Annotated in this window: 17 protein-coding genes; 12 read left to right on the forward strand and 5 right to left on the reverse strand. The window is 41.3% G+C overall.

The genetic code is table 11. From position 1 onward, the window contains the following. Position 1 precedes the first annotated feature (1 nt). A complete protein-coding gene (locus LV85_RS00965) occupies positions 2 to 952 on the forward strand; it encodes a pyridoxal-phosphate dependent enzyme (protein ID WP_111316304.1) in 951 nt (316 codons plus the stop codon). Between the two features lie 5 nt (positions 953 to 957). Here LV85_RS00965 and LV85_RS00970 read toward each other — a convergent pair whose 3' ends face one another. Beyond that, a complete protein-coding gene (locus LV85_RS00970) occupies positions 958 to 3,918 on the reverse strand; it encodes a glycoside hydrolase family 3 N-terminal domain-containing protein (RefSeq protein WP_111316305.1) in 2,961 nt (986 codons plus the stop codon). Between the two features lie 394 nt (positions 3,919 to 4,312). Here LV85_RS00970 and LV85_RS00975 point away from each other — a divergent pair, with 394 nt between their 5' ends. The 5 genes from LV85_RS00975 (at position 4,313) to LV85_RS00995 (ending at position 9,120) form a co-directional block, all read left to right on the forward strand. Beyond that, on the forward strand, positions 4,313 to 4,729 hold the full coding sequence (locus LV85_RS00975) for a hypothetical protein (RefSeq protein ID WP_111316306.1): 417 nt from the start codon (positions 4,313 to 4,315) through the stop codon (positions 4,727 to 4,729). Further along, positions 4,722 to 6,569, forward strand: a complete 1,848-nt coding sequence (gene mutL, locus LV85_RS00980; protein WP_111316307.1) for a DNA mismatch repair endonuclease MutL — start codon at positions 4,722 to 4,724, stop codon at positions 6,567 to 6,569. Before LV85_RS00975 ends, mutL begins: the two co-directional genes overlap by 8 nt. A gap of 1 nt (position 6,570) precedes the next feature. Then, a complete protein-coding gene (locus LV85_RS00985) occupies positions 6,571 to 7,362 on the forward strand; it encodes a rhomboid family intramembrane serine protease (protein WP_111316308.1) in 792 nt (263 codons plus the stop codon). 2 nt (positions 7,363 to 7,364) lie between these two features. Further along, positions 7,365 to 8,303 carry a rhomboid family protein gene (locus LV85_RS00990; protein ID WP_111316309.1) on the forward strand — a complete coding sequence of 313 codons (939 nt, stop codon included), beginning with the start codon at positions 7,365 to 7,367 and terminating at the stop codon, positions 8,301 to 8,303. Positions 8,304 to 8,517: 214 nt separating this feature from the next. Then, a complete protein-coding gene (locus LV85_RS00995) occupies positions 8,518 to 9,120 on the forward strand; it encodes a trimeric intracellular cation channel family protein (RefSeq protein WP_111316310.1) in 603 nt (200 codons plus the stop codon). 38 nt (positions 9,121 to 9,158) lie between these two features. Here the strand turns inward: LV85_RS00995 and LV85_RS01000 are convergent, their stop codons facing one another. Next, positions 9,159 to 9,737, reverse strand: coding sequence for a methyltransferase family protein (locus tag LV85_RS01000; RefSeq protein ID WP_111316311.1), 579 nt, complete (start codon positions 9,735 to 9,737; stop codon positions 9,159 to 9,161). A 35-nt stretch (positions 9,738 to 9,772) separates the two neighbouring features. On the opposite strand from LV85_RS01000, the gene LV85_RS01005 reads away from it, so the two are divergent. After that, the gene (locus tag LV85_RS01005; protein ID WP_111316312.1) at positions 9,773 to 10,981 is read left to right on the forward strand and encodes an NAD(P)-dependent oxidoreductase; all 1,209 of its coding nucleotides are present in this window, start codon (positions 9,773 to 9,775) and stop codon (positions 10,979 to 10,981) included. Continuing rightward, complete coding sequence (gene deoC, locus LV85_RS01010; RefSeq protein ID WP_111316313.1) at positions 10,974 to 11,633, forward strand: deoxyribose-phosphate aldolase; 660 nt, start codon at positions 10,974 to 10,976, stop codon at positions 11,631 to 11,633. Before LV85_RS01005 ends, deoC begins: the two co-directional genes overlap by 8 nt. Here the strand turns inward: deoC and LV85_RS01015 are convergent. Next, positions 11,630 to 12,739, reverse strand: a complete 1,110-nt coding sequence (locus LV85_RS01015; protein ID WP_111316314.1) for a Na/Pi symporter — start codon at positions 12,737 to 12,739, stop codon at positions 11,630 to 11,632. The genes deoC and LV85_RS01015 overlap by 4 nt on opposite strands. Before the next feature lie 244 nt (positions 12,740 to 12,983). On the opposite strand from LV85_RS01015, the gene LV85_RS01020 reads away from it, so the two are divergent. The 4 genes from LV85_RS01020 to LV85_RS01035 all read left to right on the forward strand — a co-directional run bounded on the left by LV85_RS01020 (position 12,984) and on the right by LV85_RS01035 (position 17,924). Then, a complete protein-coding gene (locus LV85_RS01020; RefSeq protein ID WP_111316315.1) occupies positions 12,984 to 14,114 on the forward strand; it encodes a hypothetical protein in 1,131 nt (376 codons plus the stop codon). A 12-nt stretch (positions 14,115 to 14,126) separates the two neighbouring features. Next, entirely contained in the window at positions 14,127 to 14,570 is a 444-nt protein-coding gene (locus tag LV85_RS01025) for a nucleoside deaminase (protein ID WP_111316509.1), read from the forward strand. Positions 14,571 to 14,674: 104 nt separating this feature from the next. Continuing rightward, positions 14,675 to 15,286, forward strand: coding sequence for a superoxide dismutase (locus LV85_RS01030; protein ID WP_111316316.1), 612 nt, complete (start codon positions 14,675 to 14,677; stop codon positions 15,284 to 15,286). Positions 15,287 to 15,491: 205 nt separating this feature from the next. Then, positions 15,492 to 17,924, forward strand: a complete 2,433-nt coding sequence (locus tag LV85_RS01035; RefSeq protein ID WP_111316510.1) for a TonB-dependent receptor domain-containing protein — start codon at positions 15,492 to 15,494, stop codon at positions 17,922 to 17,924. 158 nt (positions 17,925 to 18,082) lie between these two features. On the opposite strand, the gene LV85_RS01040 is transcribed toward LV85_RS01035, so the two are convergent. Both LV85_RS01040 and LV85_RS01045 read right to left on the reverse strand, forming a co-directional pair. Next, on the reverse strand, positions 18,083 to 19,243 hold the full coding sequence (locus LV85_RS01040) for a hypothetical protein (protein ID WP_111316317.1): 1,161 nt from the start codon (positions 19,241 to 19,243) through the stop codon (positions 18,083 to 18,085). A gap of 129 nt (positions 19,244 to 19,372) precedes the next feature. Next, positions 19,373 to 19,837, reverse strand: a complete 465-nt coding sequence (locus LV85_RS01045; RefSeq protein WP_111316318.1) for a MaoC family dehydratase — start codon at positions 19,835 to 19,837, stop codon at positions 19,373 to 19,375. Between the last annotated feature and the right edge of the window lies 1 nt (position 19,838).

Here is a 19,838-nt window from a genome sequence, read left to right on the forward strand (position 1 = left end):
TATGAAATCGACTTTTCCTTCCCTCACTGACATTCAAACAGCACATGATCGCATTCAGCCTTTTATTCATCGTACGCCTATTTTGACTTCTTCAGCTATCAATGAAATCGCTGGATGTAAGATTTTTTTCAAGTGTGAAAACTTCCAGAAAGTTGGTGCTTTCAAAGCCAGAGGAGCTGCTAATGCGGTGATGAAACTTACCGATGCACAGAAAGCTAAGGGAGTAGCAACGCACAGCAGCGGAAATCATGCAGCAGCATTGGCAAGAGCAGCAAAGGTGGCTGGGATTCCAGCTTACATCGTCATGCCATCTAATGCACCCGAGATCAAAAAAAAGGCTGTAAATGGCTATGGTGGAGAGATAATAGAATGCGAACCAAACCTAAAATCTCGAGAAACCACTTTGGAAGAAGTTGTCAGGAAAACGGGTGCTACTTTTATTCCTCCATACGACTTTATGGATGTGATCGAGGGACAGGCTACTTGTGCGCTTGAGCTTATTGAAGACCAACCTGAGCTAGACATCATCTTGGTTCCAGTGGGTGGAGGAGGACTTTTGGGCGGAACTGCTCTGACTTCACATTACCTCAACTCATCTATTGAAATAATCGCCGCCGAACCACAGGGTGCTGACGATGCATTTCAGTCCTTCCACGCTGGAAAAATAATTCCCCAATCAGGTCCAAACACCATCGCAGATGGATTATTAACCTCGCTTGGGGTTTTGAATTTCGAACTGATTAAAGCTTACGTTTCTGATATTCTTTTAGCTACAGATCCGCAAATCATCGAAGCAATGAGATTGATTTATGAGCGGATGAAAATAGTTATTGAGCCTTCCTGCGCAGTACCCTTAGCTGCTTTGCTTGCAAATCAGGATAGATTTAGAGGTAAGAAAGTTGGAATTATTCTTTCAGGTGGAAATGTGGATTTAGGAAAATTGCCTTTTTAGAAAGACTATTTCTTCCCCATCGCCTCATAAATGATATCATGGATATCAGTACGAATTCCTTCACTTAGCAATTTTTTGTTCGTCGCGTCTGGATACACACGGTTGGAAAGGAATACATAGATCAGCTGATTATCTGGATCTGCCCATACACAGGTGCCTGTAAATCCCGTATGTCCAAAGGTTGATTTGGGTGCTAAATCCCCAGCTGAACCACCACTCCCTACTTCCGTATTGGGTTTGTCCCATCCCCATCCTCTACGGCTTTGGCGGGATTGGTTTTTGGTAAATTCCTCGATAGTCTCAGGACTGATCAGGTTAACATCACCATAAAAGCCTTTATTTAGCATCATCTGCATCATCACCGCCAGATCATTTGCAGTGCCAAAAAGCCCCGCATGCCCAGCTACTCCGCCGTACATAGCTGCTCCGGGATCGTGAACATATCCCTGCACTTGCCTTTTTCTGAAAGTGATATCATTTTCCGTCGGAGCAATATTATCTATAGGCATTTTTTGGGCAGGATTGAAGGTCATAGTACTTAGACCCAGGGGCGCATAGAAGTTCTGATCCAAGAAAGTCTCCATAGGCTGATTCACAATTCGCTCCACTACGGCTTGCATAAAATACATCGTCAGATCAGAGTACACATATTTATGTTTGCTTGCGCCTCTAGGAATTGGCGTTATTTTCGAGTCTACAGTCCAGTGCCAAATACTATCACGCAAGGCATCCATACCGTACATGTCATTGGAAACTGGCCTAGTAAAACCTAGTTCTGAGTTAGGTTTGTAGTAATCTGCGCGCCAGCTACCTGCTTCTACGCTATGTGCATAATAGGGAATAAAAGACACTAGTCCGGCCTCATGTGCCATCACATCGCTGAGTCGCAATCTTTCCTTATTTGTTCCATTCAACTCAGGCAGATAATCACCTAGGGTCTTTTTCATGTCGATCTCCCCACGACTTTCCAAAAACATGACTGCTTGGGTCGTAGCCAGTACTTTGGTAATAGAGGCTAAATCATACACAGTTTCAGAATTGACCTTAGGACTGCTTTTATATTCCAGTTTGCCATAGGATCTTTCGAAAATAACCTTCCCATCTTTTACCACTAGCACATTTGCTCCTGGAGTAGACTGAATTTTAATAGCTTTTTCGGCTACAGCATCGATTTTATCTAAAATCTTTCCATCCACACCCACGCTTTCGGGCGTTCCATATGAAAGCCGATTGCTTGGTGCCAAATAACCACCTACTCCTTGAGAAAATTGTTGATTTACCGTTACTGGCAGTATTCCTTTTGCAGCTCTAGCTCCAAATAAAATCTGAGGAGCCAATTCCTGAGTGGTCTCGTTGTTTTCATAAGCAAATACTACATTTCCTAAACCCTGCAATTGTTCGGAAGCATAGGCATTGCCGAATAGAACAGTCACTACTTTTTTCTTTTTTGCCAGATCTTTGATGAGTTGTACATCAGCAGCAGAGACACCAAAATTTCTTCTTGGACTATTTGTTACTCCCATCAAGCCTACTACGACCACATCGTAATCTTCCAGTTTCTTCTGCATACTGGAATGGATAGATCCTGTTCCACCTTTTTGCATATTGAAATGATCAAACTTGGTGTATTTGCTTAGGTACTTTTGAAAATCCTTACCATCATCGCCAATACTCAGGCTGGCAAAGGAATTCAAGTCCAATTGTTTGAAGGGGAGTAGATTATCTTTGTTGGTCGCTACAGTAATTGCATCTGCATATAGACTTTCGATGATTACGTCAGTCTCTGGAGTATCCAATCGCTCCACCAAGCCGAAGGTTTTGATAGGCTTATAGTTATTCAGGCCAGCCCAATACTTTGCCTTCAGGATTTTTTTGATTCTTCGATCAATTTCTTGCTCAGAAATCCTCCCATCAGCCACAGCCTGCTTGATCAGTTCTTTGGCTTTGGATACGTTCTGTGAATAGAGCAACACATCATTCCCTGCAAGCAGTGCCTTCAAATCAACTTCCCCAGGAGAGTTGGCAATGGCCACTCCTTTCATATTCAAGGCATCAGTGAAAACCAATCCTTGAAAGTTCATTCTATGCTGAAGTAAATCCGTCACCACTTTTTTGGAAAGACTGGTGGCCATATTATCCGAATCATCCAAGCTGGGTACATTCAAATGTGCGACCATCACCGACATGAGGTTTTCTTTGAAAAGCTCCTGGTAGGGATACAAATCTATGTCCCATATCCGCTGTTCTGGATTTTTGATCACCGGCAAAGTATAATGACTATCTGCTTCTGTGTCTCCATGTCCAGGAAAATGCTTGGCATTGGCTATCACGCCATGGTCTTGCAAGCCTTTCATGTATGAAACGGCATGTTGGGCTACTACTTTTTTTTCTCCCCCGAAAGCTCGGTATCCGATCACTGGATTGTCGGGATTAGAATTGACATCTACGACCGGAGCAAAATTGATATGCATTCCCAATTCTTTAAACTGACGAGCCATTTCCTTGCCCATGTTATACACCAACTGTTCATCTTGTATTGCTCCCAATGTCATGGCCTTTGGGAAATCTGGTATAGAGTCCAAACGCATACTTATGCCCCATTCGGCATCCATGGCTATAAAAAGCGGAGTTTTGGATTGAGCTTGGTAGAGATTGGTTAGGCGAGCTTGGCGATCAGGTCCTCCCTGAAAAAAAATCAATCCCCCAAGATTTTCAGTTTTGATCAAATTGGAAATCTGATTGACATGTGCCTGACCTTGATTAGAGTAGGCAGCTACCATAAAAAGCTGTCCCAAACGCTCATCAAAACTGAGGCTATTAAAGACCGAATCTACCCAATTCAGCTGAGCGATAGGATCTGAAGAAATCAGGGGATCTTCTACTGTTAAAGACTCGTCGAGCTTTCCAGACGAAAAAATAAGCGCTATAAAACCTATTGCTAAAACTCTATAAAGCTTGCTGCTCATTCTCAAGTAAATTTTTAATCCTTAACTTTTAAAATAAATTTGTATACACGATGGTTAGAGAAGGCAAAATTGGCTTTTCACATCGTTTTCCTTGTCCCAAGTTTACATCCTGTAGCTGGATGAAAAAACTTGAATAATGAAGTTACGCAAGATAAGGTAAGATCGAATCGCAATACCGGTTAAAAAGCTCATAAATTTGATATCTGGTCTATTGTCCGGAACTTATTCCCACTTTGTGACTTTACTTAAGCTGAGAATACTAATTAAAAAAGAAGCTCATGAAATCGAGCAATTGTAGGTCACATACTTGGAAGATTTAAATCCATGCGAGATTCACTATCCAACTGGTCTAAGCCGGGCGGGCATCTGAGTTCTTAAAGAAAATTATATACATATGAAATTCCCATCTATATTTCGTACTGCTGCTCCAATGAGATTTGATATCAAACCTAGGTATTATGATCCAGTTCGTGAGGAGATCGAGCAAAGAACCTCCCAAATCAAAAAAGACTTGGAAGCACAGGGGCTTTTGGAAAATACTGATGGGAATTCTCGGGACATTGGAGCCTATGGAGCTGGAATACGTGGATCATTTGCACAGCATAAAGGAATAAAAGAGCGCGATGGGGTTAATATGTTTGCTTCTACAGCAATGATCCGAACCTTCATTTTTTTATTCCTATTTGGGACCATATTCGGCTATGTGTACTTAGGCACAATGATATTTGAATTCTTGGCCTATGCAGGAGTTCTGTTGGCGGCGATTTATTTTTTCTTCAGGATAATTAAACCTAAGAAGAAATATGAGTGATGTCATCCAACTCCTTCCCGATGCGATAGCTAATCAAATCGCAGCAGGAGAAGTAGTTCAAAGACCAGCTTCCGCACTCAAAGAACTTCTCGAAAATGCGGTGGATGCTGGCGCTACCCAGGTGCAAGTGGTAGTGAAAGAATCAGGAAAACAGCTTATTCAAGTAATAGACAACGGTAAAGGTATGTCTGGCACTGATGCTCGTATGAGTTTTGAGCGACATGCTACCTCCAAAATCCGGAGTTCTTCGGATCTTTTTTCTATCAGAACTTTCGGATTTCGTGGTGAGGCTTTGGCATCTATAGCAGCAGTAGCTCAGGTAGAACTTAAAACCCGCCAAGCTGAAGCTGAATTGGGGACTTTGATCCAAATCGAAGGCTCGGAAGTGAAAAAACAAGAGCCTTTTGCAGGGAATGTAGGGACATCAGTTTCTATGAAGAATCTCTTTTATAACGTTCCTGCACGTAGAAATTTCCTAAAATCAAATCCTGTAGAAATGCGCCACATCGTGGATGAATTTCAGCGGGTAGCACTTTCATATCCTGAAATTGGTTTTTCCCTTTTTCAGCAAGATCTGGAGGTTTATAGCCTCACGCCAGGTAAACTCAGTCATAGAATTGTAGGGATTTTTGGTAAAAATTACCAAGGACAACTGGTGCCTTGTGAGGAACTTACTCCACATATCAATGTGAAAGGCTATATAGGTAAGCCTGAAAATGCCAAGAAAACCCGAGGTGAGCAGTTTTTCTTTGTGAACAATCGCTTCATCAAAAGTAGCTACCTCAATCATGCAGTAAGCACAGCTTTCGATGGACTGCTGCAACCGGATCAGCATCCATTCTATGTGCTTTTCTTAGAAATCGACCCTTCCCATATTGATATCAATGTTCATCCGACTAAGACCGAAATCAAGTTTGACGACGAGCGGACGATCTATGCTGTACTTCGATCTGCTGTAAAGCAAGCTCTGGGCGCGCATCATGTAGTGCCCTCATTGGATTTTAGTTTGGATGTGAATTTCAATGAAAAGTGGGATAAGGATCCAGAGAAAAAAGCACAGGTGGATAGAGAGTACAGCTACAAATCATTCAATACTCCAGAATTCAAGCAGGCTAGCACATCTGGCTGGGAAAAACTATTTGAAGGGGGTCAACAAACAAATAGAGAAATCAATCGATCTAGCCAAACTGAAGAAACAGAAGTATTAACTTTTGAAAGTAGGGCCAAGCCAGATGAAGCCACTGAGTTTATTCCTAGGCCCCGAGAGACCGAATCCACAGGAGCGACCTTTCAGGTAGAGTTGAGCTATGTGATTGCCCAGATGTCCACAGGTTTTCTGATCATAGACCAGCAGACAGCCCATGAGCGGATATTGTACGAGCGCTATTTGCGCCAGTTGACACTCGCTCAGGGCACTTCCCAGCAATGTCTTTTTCCCCCGACTATCAATCTCGGCCCATCTGACTTTGCTTTGGTGATGGATATCATGCCAGAGCTGCACAGTTTGGGATTTATGGTTTCTGAGTTTGGCAAAGACACCGTTATCATTCAGGGTGTGCCAGCTGATATTCCAGTCAAAAATGAAAAGGAGCTTTTCGAAGGGCTTCTAGAGCAATACAAACATTTCAAAAGTGAGCTTTCGCTCGACACTAGAGAAAATCTAGCGCGTTCTTTGGCGCGAAAATCGTCCTTGAAAAAAGGGCAAAAACTAAATTCACAAGAAATGGAAACTCTAGTTGGGCAGCTTTTTGCCTGTCAAACGCCAAATTACGGCTTGGGAGGAAACAAAACATTCGTGAAATTAGATTTAAGCAGTATTCATTCATTCTTCGGAAAATAGCATGTTTAGAAATATTACTCCAGTAGTCAAAAACCTACTTATTATCAATGTGGGACTGCTTATCGTCTCGCAGTTTATCTTTCCTCAGTTGAATGATTGGTTTGCGCTTTATTACATTCATAGCCCACACTTCAAGCCTTTTCAGTTTCTGACCTACATGTTTATGCATGCGGATTTCTGGCACTTGTTCGGCAATATGTTTGGGCTTTTAATCTTCGGGCCATTGCTAGAGCAGTTTTTGGGGCCAAAGAAATTGTTGATTCTATGGATGGTTTGTGGCGTAGGTTCAGGGGTTCTATACTCAGGATATACTGCTTACCGAATGAATAGTCTGGAGGAAAAAGTGGCGATGTTCCAAAACAACCCTGATCCAGATTCCTTCAATAAATTGGTGTTGGAAAACCGTGGCTTCTTCCAAAGTTCAGTATTTGATTTTGTAGATGCCTATAGTCGCAATCCAAATGATCCAAATAAAATCAGTCAGGCTAAGCAGACGCTGGATGCAATTCTGGAGATTCAAGGCAATGTTCCAATGGTGGGTGCCTCAGGCGCTCTATTCGGGGTTTTGATCGCATTTGCCATGCTTTTCCCCAATACGCAATTGTTCTTGCTCTTCCCGCCGATACCGATCAAGGCAAAATATATGGTGCTTTTCTATAGCCTTTATACTATATATAACGTATTTGTGAATAATCCGCTAGACAACGTAGCTCACTTTGCCCACCTCAGCGGATTGGTGATAGGCGGAGTGTTGGTTTATTTCTGGAAAAAAGACAGAAACAGTTTTTATTAATTATGTACGGTAACTTTTGGGACAATCTTCGGAACGCTTTTAAACACAGCGACAACAGCCTTTACAAGCTGATTGCAATCAACATCTTGGTGTTTTTTGTGGTGCTGGTGTTTAGGGTATTTATGACCATCGGCGGTTTGGGAGACTTATATTCCTCTGCTCTTTCCCTTTTGATGATGCCGGCATCTCTGCCAAGATTAGCATCCCAACCTTGGAGCATCTTTACTTACATGTTTTTGCACGAAGGGATACTACATATCCTCTTCAATATGCTTTTCTTATTCTGGTTTGGTCAGTTGATTCATCAGTTTTTGGGAAGCAGGAAACTTGCTAATCTCTATATTTTGGGAGGTTTATCAGGTGCGCTTTTTTACGTACTGATTTATAACTTATCTCCTTATTTCAACACCAATTTGGACTCCTCGCTGATGCTAGGAGCCAGCGCTGGAGTTTTCGCCATAGTGGTAGGAGCGGCGACACTTTCACCCAATACCACCTTCTTTTTGATTCTACTGGGTCCCGTAAAAATCAAGTACATCGCGATTTTCTATGTGATTTTATCCTTTGCCAATTCTGCTGGCGCAAATGCAGGGGGAGAGTTAGCACACTTAGGAGGAGCACTTTTAGGTTACTTATATGTTGTGCAGCTGCGCAAAGGAAATGATTGGGGAATACCTGTTCAGAAAGTTGGGATCTTCTTTGAGGATCTATTCTCGGGGCGAAAAAGTAACGTAAAAGTCTCCTATCGCAAATCTAAAACCTCCAGCGGAGGAGGCTTCTCTTCCTTCAAAAAGACTCCAAAATCAACCCCTGCATCTAATAGCACTGAGGAAGCAACTCAGGAGGAAATCGATAAGATCTTGGACAAAATAGCTGATCGAGGTTATGAGGCGCTGAATAAAGACGAAAAGAGAAAGCTATTTGAGTTTTCGAAGAAGTAATAAAGTATTAAGCAGTTAGACTTAAGATACTACTCACTTGCGGCTAATTATCTATGGGACTAAATACTTGTTTTACTAACCGATCCTAAATCTAGGTCTGAGTACCCATCCAATAATTAATTTTTAATTCGCCTCAATACCTGACTAGCGAACCGAAATAAAGTTGGATTTTTGCGGCTCGAAGTTTCTCGAAATTGATAACATGAATTCTTAGATGGATTTACAATACGGATTAGAACTAGTTGGGACTTTTGTGTTTGCGATCTCAGGGGCACTGGCGATACGTGAGCGAGAGCATGATATGTTTGGAGCGGGATTTACAGGCTTTATCACCGCGATTGGTGGAGGTACACTTAGAGATATTTTGCTGGATAGCTATCCATTAGTATGGGTTGATGATGTATGGTTCCTCTATGCAATTTTAGTAGGAGTTTTGGCGGCATTTACTTTTCCCAAATTTCTGAGCGAGCTCCGAAGGACCTTCTTCCTTTTTGATACGCTGGGAATAGCATTTTTCACTGTGCTAGGAGTAGAAAAAGCTCTTAATCTCGGTATGAGACCTGAGATAGCGGCGATCATGGGAATGTTTTCTGCCGTAATGGGCGGGGTGATTCGAGATACGCTGACCAACGAAATTCCGATTCTTTTCCGAAAAGAAGTCTATGCCTCAGCCTGCTTAGCAGGAGCAATCGTTTATTTAATTCTCAATTCTTACGAAGTCTCTAGAGATATCAATTTGTTGATTTCAATTGCTGTGATCATAGCAATTCGAATGCTTTCTATGAAGTATAAAATTAGCTTGCCGAGGTTGGACTAGCTCAATGTTAAATTGCCAAGACTAATCCTGGCTCAGGCCTACCATAACCTTGGAATCAGCGGAGGAACTTCAGTCTTGTATTTTTGATAGCTTTCGCCAAATTGATGAACTAGATTTTTTTCCTCAAAATATATCCCAAACGGTAAATAGAGCAATAGACAGCCTAGATGAACAGCAGAGCTCACTGATCCTGAAAAAAGAAAATAGCCTAGAAAAATCAAGATCAGTCCGGCGTACAGGGGATGACGTATCCTTGAATACAGGCCTGTAGTGACCAATTCCTCCGATACTTCTTGCTTGGGGATAAGTCCTAGAAAGTTTTTGAGCGAGTATTTTTTACTTGATTTGGTAGCGATGATCGTCCCGAATCCTGCAAACATATATCCTAGATAAGTCGTCAGCTCAGATTTCGGTATCAAAATCTCAGTTGGGATCAGCAGTGCCTGGATCATGATACCTAGAAAAAGCAGGATAGCAATCAATGTGTATGCTAAGCGATACCATTTGTAGGCATTTCCCAATTTTCCCTCCAGAATTCTTTTTAACTTGGATGCAGCCAGAAATGAATGAAGCGTGTAAAATATGATCCAGCTGAGCGCTAGCAAAACATAATTCATTGGGTATATTAAATTTCGGAGTAACTATAATTTACATGAAAATCGGAATAATCCGCGAAGGAAAAAACCCTCCTGACAAACGAGTTCCTTTTACACCAGAGCAGCTGAAAGCTATTCAGGAACAATATGTCGGCAAAATTGCTATTCAAGTACAATCCAGTCCATTTCGTGCCTATTCGGATCAGGAGTTTCTTGAAGCTGGAATTAATGTATTTGAAGATATTTCCGATTGTGATGTGCTTTTCGGAGTGAAAGAAGTGCCGGTGGATCAGTTGATACCAGGAAAGACCTATTTTTTCTTTTCGCATACGATCAAGAAACAAGCCTACAACAAGAAACTTCTTCGGGCGGTTTTGGACAAAAATATTCGATTGATAGATTACGAAGTCCTGAAGGATGAGGCAGGCAATCGCGTGGTCGCATTTGGAAGATGGGCAGGAATAATCGGCGCATATAATGCTTTTTGGACCTATGGAAAGAAGACCGATCTCTTTGATATAAAGCGGGCTAATGAATGTGTAGATCTACAAGATCTTCATTTAGAGCTTTCCAAAGTGCAGCTACCGCCTGTTAAAATTATCCTAACAGGCTCGGGTCGTGTAGGCAATGGGGCTATGGAGGTCCTGAAATCCTTGAAGATTCGCGAAGTTTCGGCTCATGATTTTTTGCATCTATATTATGATGAGCCAGTGTATGTGAAGTTGAGCTCTTCGGATTACAATCGTCGTAAGTCAGATGGAGGCTTCGATAGAGAGGAATTCTACGCCTCTCCAGAGCGATATGAAAGTCATTTTCAGAAATTTGCTGAAGCAGGGGAAATACTGATTTCAGGAGCTTATTGGGATCCTGATGCTCCACGTCTTTTTGACATAAAGGACATTGCTGCTGATGATTTTCAACTTTCGGTGATAGCGGATATCAGTTGCGATATAGCTGGATCTATTCCTACCACTCTGAGTTCATCCAGCATATCTGATCCAGTATATGACGTAGATCGGCAAAGCGGCAAAAAAATCCCAGCTTTTGGAAGTCAGACTAGTATCTCGGTTATGGCCATTGACAATTTGCCTTGCGAACTTCCACGTGAATCCAGCAGAGAGTTTGGAATTCAATTGACCAAATGGGTGATTCCAGCGCTTTTGGAAGAAAACTCCGGAATCCTAGAGCGTGCTACCATTGCTCGAGATGGAGATCTTACTATTGAGTTTATATACTTGACAGATTTTATAAACGAGCATGAATAAGTTAAATCGTTTTTTGGAATCCACGCTTTTGAAACCTACCATGACTGGTGCAGATGTGGATGTTCTGGTCAAAGAGGCTATTGAAGAGCAGTTTGTCGGGGTTTGCGTTCCTCCCTTTTGGCTCAAAAAAGTAAGGAGAGAGCTAGGTGAAGCTGATGTCCAGCTAGTGACTGTCATCGGATTTCCTTTTGGCTATACGGATACGGCTACCAAGGTATTTGAGACTCAAGAAGCAATCCGTCAAGGAGCAGACGAGTTGGATCTGGTTTGGTCACAGACGGCCTATCAGTCTGGGATGAACTGGCCAAAAATCGAAATTGCTCAAATCGCTAAGATTTGCCATGAAGAAGAGCGAATCTTGAAGGTTATTATTGAAACAGCCAATCTAGATGAAAAGCAACTTATAGAGGCTTGCTTGATCTGTGAAGATGCTGGAGCTGACTTTGTGAAAACTTCCACAGGTTATGCTGCTTCCGGTGCCAAGGTGGAAGATATCCAATTGATGCGTGAGAATTTGTCTTCTTCGGTTGGTATCAAAGCTAGTGGAGGGATCAAAACGCTGGATTTTGCGCTAGCCCTGATTAAAGCAGGAGCAGACCGAATTGGTACGAGTTCAGCCAAAGCATTGATGAATGCTTGGAGAAATTCTTAATCGTTGCTAAAGTAGATAAGCAAAAATGGAATGATAAAGAATGTCAACAGGATATAGGCGAAGCCCAAGAACCGACTTTTAACAGATGTTCTACCCATATACAAGGCCAAGGTCACCGGGATATTTCTCAATCTAGGAAATGGCAGAAAAATCATAGCCCCTATTAAATTGAAAAGGAAGTGAACTAGCGCTAGGGCTATTGCAGCCTCAGTTTTATAGATAGCAGCAATAGCAGCCGTGATGGTAGTACCGATATTGGCTCCGATGATAAAGGGGAAGGACTTTTTTACGGAGACCTTTTTGCTGGCGACTAAGGGCACTATGAGTGAGGTAGTGACAGTGCTGGATTGTACAGCAGCGGTGAAAAATGTCCCATAGATAAATGCCATGTAGGGATCTTTGAAAATCAACTTGTTGATATCTCGAAAACTATTTAATACAAATGCTTTGTAAACAGCTGTGGACAGGATTTTGATGGCAGCAAAAACTAGGAAGATCGAAAGTATCAGGGTCAGAAATGGAATATCAATCGTTGTAGTGATCCATTCTGTGATTGGTCTTGTAAACACCTTGTTGGAAACGATGGGACCAGAATAGCTATCACCCTTGATAAAAAGATGCGCAATTTTGATTGCTATATTAGAAAGGAAACCAAAATAGACCTCCAATGGTAACAAAACAATAACAGTGAAGATGTTAAAAATATCATGCAGCATGCCCGCGGAGAGTGCTCGCTTAAATTCTCTCTTGTTCATGATAAAGGAAAGTGAGACCAAAGTGGAAGTCAGCGTAGTTCCGATATTTGCGCCCATGACCATAGGTACTGCTTGTTCCAGACTGAGATGACCAGATGCGACGACAGCCACTACACTAGCAGTCACCGTGGAACTGCTCTGAATCAAGGCAGTCATCAACAATCCAATAAAAAGACTAACAAAGGGGTTTCTAGTAGCTAGAAGGATGTTTTCAGCTACCTCATTGTTCAGATGACTCATTGCCACCGTGAGTAAATCTATCGCGAAGATGAATAGCATAAGCGCCAAAAGCATCATCAGATAGCTTTTAGTCTTATTCTCTTTGTCTTTTTCCAGCTCTAAGCTTTCCATCTACTTGATTCAGAATTTATTCTATTTACTAAATATTTTATTGGAGGATTGAGCAATTAAAAAAAAGGCTGATCTATTCTAGAATCCAAATTTTTGATAAAATATTGAGCAAAATTTGAAATTTTTTTGCGAAAAACAAGACGAAACTATCTTTTAGAAGCTGAATTGTATTTACTTAACAATTTGATAATATGGAGAGAAACATATCTTCTTTAATTTTGCGCGACCGACCAACAGCCAAATCATGGCCAAGAAAAAAATAGACCAAAACATTAATCAGGATAAGCTCTCCAAAGGAGCCTACTCCCTGTTCGATTTTACCAAGAAGGAAAAATCATTTTTAGTTGTTATTTGTATCCTGATTTCAACCGCAGCTATCATTACTCCCTACACCTATGCTGCTATGTGGTTTGGCTTTGCTTTAGCTGCTTATTCTGCCATTGCCAACGATAGTATACAGACCATTGGTACATTCATAGCTTCGAATCATAACAAGAAGTGGTATTGGCTATGGTTATTTATGGGGTTGATTTTTGTTGGGACGGTTACTTATAGTTGGTTTACCTACAATGGTGATGTAAGTTACCAGCGCTTGAGTGTGCCAGGGCTGGACAAAGCTCCTTCTAACTTTGTTTTCCTTCAGCTTGCAGCTCCTATTGTGTTGCTTATTATGACCAGGCTGAGAATGCCTGTTTCTACTACCTTCCTTTTGCTGAACGTCTTTACCTATAAAGCAGGCACTATTGTCTCTGTGATGTTCAAGAGTTTTGTAGGATATCTGTTGGCATTTTCTATCGCAATTGCCGTATGGTTTGTGCTGGAGCGATTTGTCAAAAATTACCTAAAAGGTAAACCTGCTCCATACTGGATTTATCTACAATGGGTGACTTCGGGTACACTTTGGGCAGTTTGGATTATGCAGGATGCTGCTAATATTGCGGTGTTCCTTCCTAGACAGTTGAATGCCATAGAGTTTTCCGTTTATGCCGGCTTCGTGTTCATTGGCTTGGGCTTCCTTTTCTATATGAAAGGGGATAAGATCCAAGGCATTGTCAACGAGAAGACAAGCGTAACGGATGTACGAGCAGCTACGATTGTGGATTTTGTCTATGCGATTATCTTATTCTACTTCAAGCTGCATAGCCAAGTGCCGATGAGTACTACTTGGGTATTTATAGGTTTGCTAGGTGGTAGAGAAATAGCGATTGCTCTGGGTAAACATGCCAAGGCAGAGAAGCGGAATGCATGGCTTTTCAGGGCGGTTAGATTAGCTCGAAAAGATGTGTACAAGGCATTTATAGGCTTGGTGGTTTCACTGATTTTAGCCTTCATTATCAACGATGGCGTACGTAATGAAATTTTAGATTTTTTCTAGACCATTTTGGAAATCGAACTGTATAGTCACGAGTACTTCATGAATGAAGCTTTGAAGCAGGCGAAGTATGCTTTTGAAGAGGGGGAAATTCCGGTGGGAGCAGTAATAGTTTCCAAGAATAGAATCATCGCCAAAGCCTACAATCAAACCGAGAAGCTCAATGATGTCACAGCTCATGCGGAAATGCTTGCGATCACTTCTGCAGCAAATTATATGGGTGCAAAATACCTGAATGATTGTAAGCTCTATGTGACCCTTGAACCCTGTGTGATGTGCGGGGGAGCACTTTTTTGGTCACAAATAAATGAAATCCATTATGCTGCATCTGATCCTAAAAGAGGATATATGCAAAGTAATCCGGGGATATTACACCCCAAAACAAAAACCTTCTCGGGGACTCTTGGCTTAGAATCCGAACAGCTTTTATTGGAATTTTTCAAAAAACTGAGAAAATAAAAGGAAATTGGATTCATAAGAACCTTTTTCAATCTCCCTTGGTTGCTTAGGCAGATTATTTGTATGATTTTCAATCAATCTTTTAACCTTAAATAATAGACAAAATGGCTTTCGAACTTCCTTCTTTACCATATGCCGCTGCGGCATTGGAACCAAACATTGATGCAAGAACTATGGAGATCCACCATGGTAAGCACCACAATGGATATGTAACGAATCTTAACAACGCAATTGAAGGTACTGACCTAGCTGGCAAATCTCTAGAAGAATTGCTTCAGGTAGCAGGATCTAATACAGCAGTAAGAAATAACGGTGGTGGACATTACAACCACAGCCTATTCTGGAAAATCATGTCTCCAACCGGTGGAGGAGCTCCAACTGGTGATCTTGGAAATGCGATCAACGCTAAGTTTGGCAATTTTGATGCATTCAAAGATGTGTTCAACAAAGCAGCAGCTACTAGATTCGGTTCTGGTTGGGCTTGGTTGATTTTGACGGCAGCAGGTACCCTAGAGGTAGTTTCTACTGCCAATCAGGACAATCCATTGATGGATGTGGCTGAAATCAAAGGAACACCAATCATCGGACTTGATGTATGGGAGCATGCATACTACTTGAATTATCAGAATTTGCGTCCAAGCTACATTGCAGCTTTCTGGAATGTGATCAATTGGGATCAAGCAAATGCGAACTATGCTGAAGCATTGAAAAAGTAAGTTTCGCAATACAAATCATAAGATCCCTGGACTTAGGTTCAGGGATTTTTTTTGTCCAAAGCTGAAATATAACTGTACGATTTCGATACAGTCATTTTTTATTGAAGTTTAAAAAGAGGCTTCTAGTGCTTATTAGGGCTGATTTCAAGCCTTGGCATTTGATTTTCAATAGATGGCACAGAACGACACACAAAGTATTATTGAAATGAAAACGACCAACTTACTTTTTTTAACCTTTTTGACTTACCTCTTGGGTGTAAGTAATCTTGCTGCCCAAGATGTAAGTAAAATATCAGGAACAATCACTGATCAGAATGAGCAAGCTGTGCCCTATGCAAATGTAGCATTGATAGATGCAAGTAGTGGAAATCTAGTGGATGGAGCGGTATCTGATGAAGAAGGAGTTTTTCTAATCAAATCGACGAAAACTGCCCAAGTTAAATTGGTGGTTTCTTCTATTGGGTTTACGCCTTTCGAGTCAGAAGCTTTTGAGCTAAAACCAGGTTTGATCAAAGACTTCGGGTCAGTGGCCATCCAGGATGAAATGATGGGATTGGACCAGGTTACTGTCAAGTCTAGCCGACCAGAGATTATCATCGAGCCTGACAAGACAGTCATCAATGTAGAAGGAACGGTGATGGCTGAAGGAGCTAATGCCCTAGATGTAATCGGAAGATCTCCTGGAATCTATGTAGATCAGGATGGGATAATCAACTTGAATGGACGTACTGGCGCGACAGTGATGATCAATGATCGATTGACCTATATGAGTGCAACGGATCTTGCTAATTTCCTTCGCTCCATGCCAGCAGATAACATCAAGAGTATAGAAGTGATCAATAATCCATCTGCTCGATTCGATGCAGAAGGTTCTGCTGGTGTGATAAATATCAAGTTGAAAAAGAATACAGTAGATGGGATATTTGGAAATATTCAGGCTGGAGCCCTATATAATGGACAGTGGCTACCAAACACTGGAGTAGCACTGAATGTGAAGAAAGGAAAGTGGAGCACCAATGCCAATTTGAACTATAATTACTATGGTAATTTCAATGATTTGGAGATTAACCGAAATTTTGCTTTGCCAGAAGGAGTTTCCAATTTCAACCAAGACTCAAGAATAACGACTAGAAACAAAAATCTGTTTTTCAATGGAGCAGCCAATTATGAGATTAATGAGAATCAGAACATCGCTATAAATGTGCAGGCTTCAGACTCTAAGGATAGTGATGATAATAAGTCTTTGACCGATATCATCACACCGGGAATGTCAGATATCAGCTACTTGAATTCAGAGAATGATTCAAAAGGAACAGGAAGTAGGATTTTTGCCAATCTACACTACGATGCAAAGCTTGATACACTAGGAACCAAGATCAGTTCTGATGTTGACTTTACGAGAATGAATTCCGACAGCGAATCTCTGCTCACCAATAGACAATGGGTAGGAGAAAATACTTCACAAGCTATGAACAGTAAGATTTTGACGCTGAATGATATGTACTATAATATCTTCACTGCCAAAGTGGATTTTGTAAAACCTGTAGGAAAGGGGAATACAATCGAGACAGGTGTGAAAGGTAGCTGGGTCAAGTCGGATAATAATCTAGACCTAAGCAAATCTCAAGAGGAAGGACCGTTTGTGCCTGATTCAAGTAGCAATAGGTTTATTTACAATGAAAATGTGCTAGCTGCTTATGTTTCTTACAAAGGGAAATTTTCCGAAAAACTTTCATATCAAGTAGGCGTACGTGGAGAGCATTCAGATATCACTGGGAATTCCGTGACCCTTGACCAGGTGAATAAGCAGAAGTATTTCAACCTGTTCCCAAGTGCGTTTCTGCAACATAAAATCTCTGATAATTATCAGATCGTATATAATGTGAACCGTAGAATCACCAGACCGAACTATCGACTATTGAATCCTTTTGTGTATTACATCGATCCATTGACCACGGAAAGGGGTAACCCAAACCTGAAGCCTCAGTATTCCACCAATTTTGAGATGAGCCATGTGCTGAAAGGAATGTACCAATTCACTCTTGGCTATAGTGAGACTGAGGATGCTTTTATGCAGGTTTTCACACAGGATGAGGCAAGTCGCACAACGACTACCTACACGGATAATTTTGACAAGACCAGAAATGCCAATTTCAGAGCGATTATCCCTGTGGATATCAAAGAATGGTGGGCTACATCCAATATGGTGCAGGTGAATTATAATCAATATAAATCACAGATTGGAGATGATTACTTGAACAATTCAAACACTTCATTTATGATCCGATCCCAGCACAATCTTACCTTGCCTTTAGGTTTCAAAGTAGAAGTAATGGGAATTTATCTAGGTCCACAGATTTGGGGGCAAGGCGAAATCGCAGGATTTGGCTGGGTGGATGCTGGTCTGACCAAGTCTATCATGAAGGATAAAATCTCGCTTTCGGTTAACGGCACAGATTTATTCCGTACACAGGTAATCAAGGCGAATATAGATTTTGCGGATATCGATACTAACTTCCGTCAATATCGCAGCAATCAGGGCATCCGATTTACGCTGAAATATAACTTCAACAAAGGAGAAAGCTTCAAAGTAAAAAGTAGCTCAGGAAGCTCAGAAGAGCGAAATAGATTGGATTAAGAAAGTTGCTTAGCTTTCCTTTTGGAAACGAGCTACTTATGATCTTCCAGAATTAGGAGAAATGACACTCAAACAGGCTGCTGCTTCCATAGCCTTCAAGAGACAATTATCAAAAATAGCCAGCTGATCGCCTGGCTATTTTTGATTTAAAAGCTGCTTTATTTTACTTCTAACTTATAAAGGCTGTAGAAATCCTCTTCTATTTCAGGATTTGCTTTGCCCATAAACCATAGAGCTTCATCTCGGCTTACGAACACATCGCTTAGCTCTTCAGGAATTTCAGAATCGCTTAGCATTTTGCCGTCCAGATCTAGAACCTGGTAGCGAAGTTTATATTTCTTAGCTACTCGTGAATCAAACACTTCCCATTCATCGTCTGATTTTTTCTCATGGTATTGGAGAGCATCTAGCTCGTCATAGCCAGTATCATAAGTGAGTACTAACTTGTCTCCCAGGCTGACTAATTTATGAATGATGCCAAAAGAGGGGTCATAGCTTATTGCTCTGGGGTCTGCTTTTTTGGGGTCTTCTCCTGGATTTAGTCTATAGTTTTTGAGTTCAAGAGGAATTCGTTTGATTCTTGAATATGGCGGATTAAGTTCATAGACATTCAGAAACGGATCTATACCACTAATGACATAGAGCTGATCATTTACCACATCAAAGGAGGTAGAAAGAGTCGTCGGTTCATGGGACATATTGTTTTGGAAGATGCTCTCCGGATCAAGGTGTAAAAACTGCTCGTAGTTTCCAGTAGTTGGATCTGCCCACACTAACTGCAAAAACTGGTCGTAAAACTCCGGTTGAGTTTTGTTAAACTCACCACGTGCGACTGTGCCTGTTAGGAGAATTTTTCCATCTACAAATTGGATCTCCCGCTTAGCATCTATTCTTCCGCTGAAAGGCTTTATTTGATCTCTTGGAACTTTGGAGCTATTCAGCAAATTGCCGGCTATGTCGTATTCGAAAATGCCTGAGCTTGAAACTACCTGGATATTTTTGGAAGAGTTGAATTTGCCTGCGGCCATTGGGTAATAACCAAAACCATCTGGAGAATCCCTTTCTTTGCTGAATTCGCCCAAAATGTTTCCTTCAAAATCAGTACTGACAAATTTCATGTTCTGTGGATCAAACAATAGAATCCTCTCGAATTCTGGATTGACATCCATTAGGTTGAGTTTGCCAATGTAGGCTACACGGATCGAATCTGTAATCTCTAATTGTAAATCTTCAGATTCAGCACTAGTGGAAGAAGTGGGAGATTCGCAGGCATAAAAGGAGAATGCAAGTAGGATAAGAATGCAGTGAGGAAATTTCATTCAATTGGCGCTTAGTTCCAACTAATATATTTGCTCAAGCTATAATTACCTAATCGTTTTGCGAGTCTTTATCTATTTATTCAAAGACTTGGATATGATTTTCCAGAATGCATCCATAGAAAAAGTATTTTACTCGAAGTGATACAAGAAGATCAAAACTCCGGTAAAGGCCGGCTTCTTTTGATCCTTGATTTCGAGTTTCACGGATACTTCAGCTTTCACCGTACCTCGTAGGTTAGCTACGTTTTTCAGGGTTGCAACTAGACGAACTTCGCTATCTACCAGCACTGGGTTCGCAAATTTCAAGGATTCGATACCGTAGTTGATCATCATTTTCAGATTTCGAACATCTACGATTTGGTCCCAAAGATGCGGAACAATACTTAGCGTGAGGTATCCATGAGCGATGGTGTTGCCAAATGCTCCTTCAGCCTTGGCACGTTCAGGATTGGTGTGAATCCACTGATGATCATGCGTAGCTTCTGCGAAAATATTTATCTGTTCCTGGGTGATATGGAAATAATCAGATGTGCCTAGGCTTTGTCCGTTGTATTGTTCGAACTCTTCAAAACTACCAATGATTACAGGGGGCATG

The organism is Algoriphagus chordae (genome assembly GCF_003254055.1).
In the GTDB taxonomy this organism is placed as follows: domain Bacteria; phylum Bacteroidota; class Bacteroidia; order Cytophagales; family Cyclobacteriaceae; genus Algoriphagus; species Algoriphagus chordae.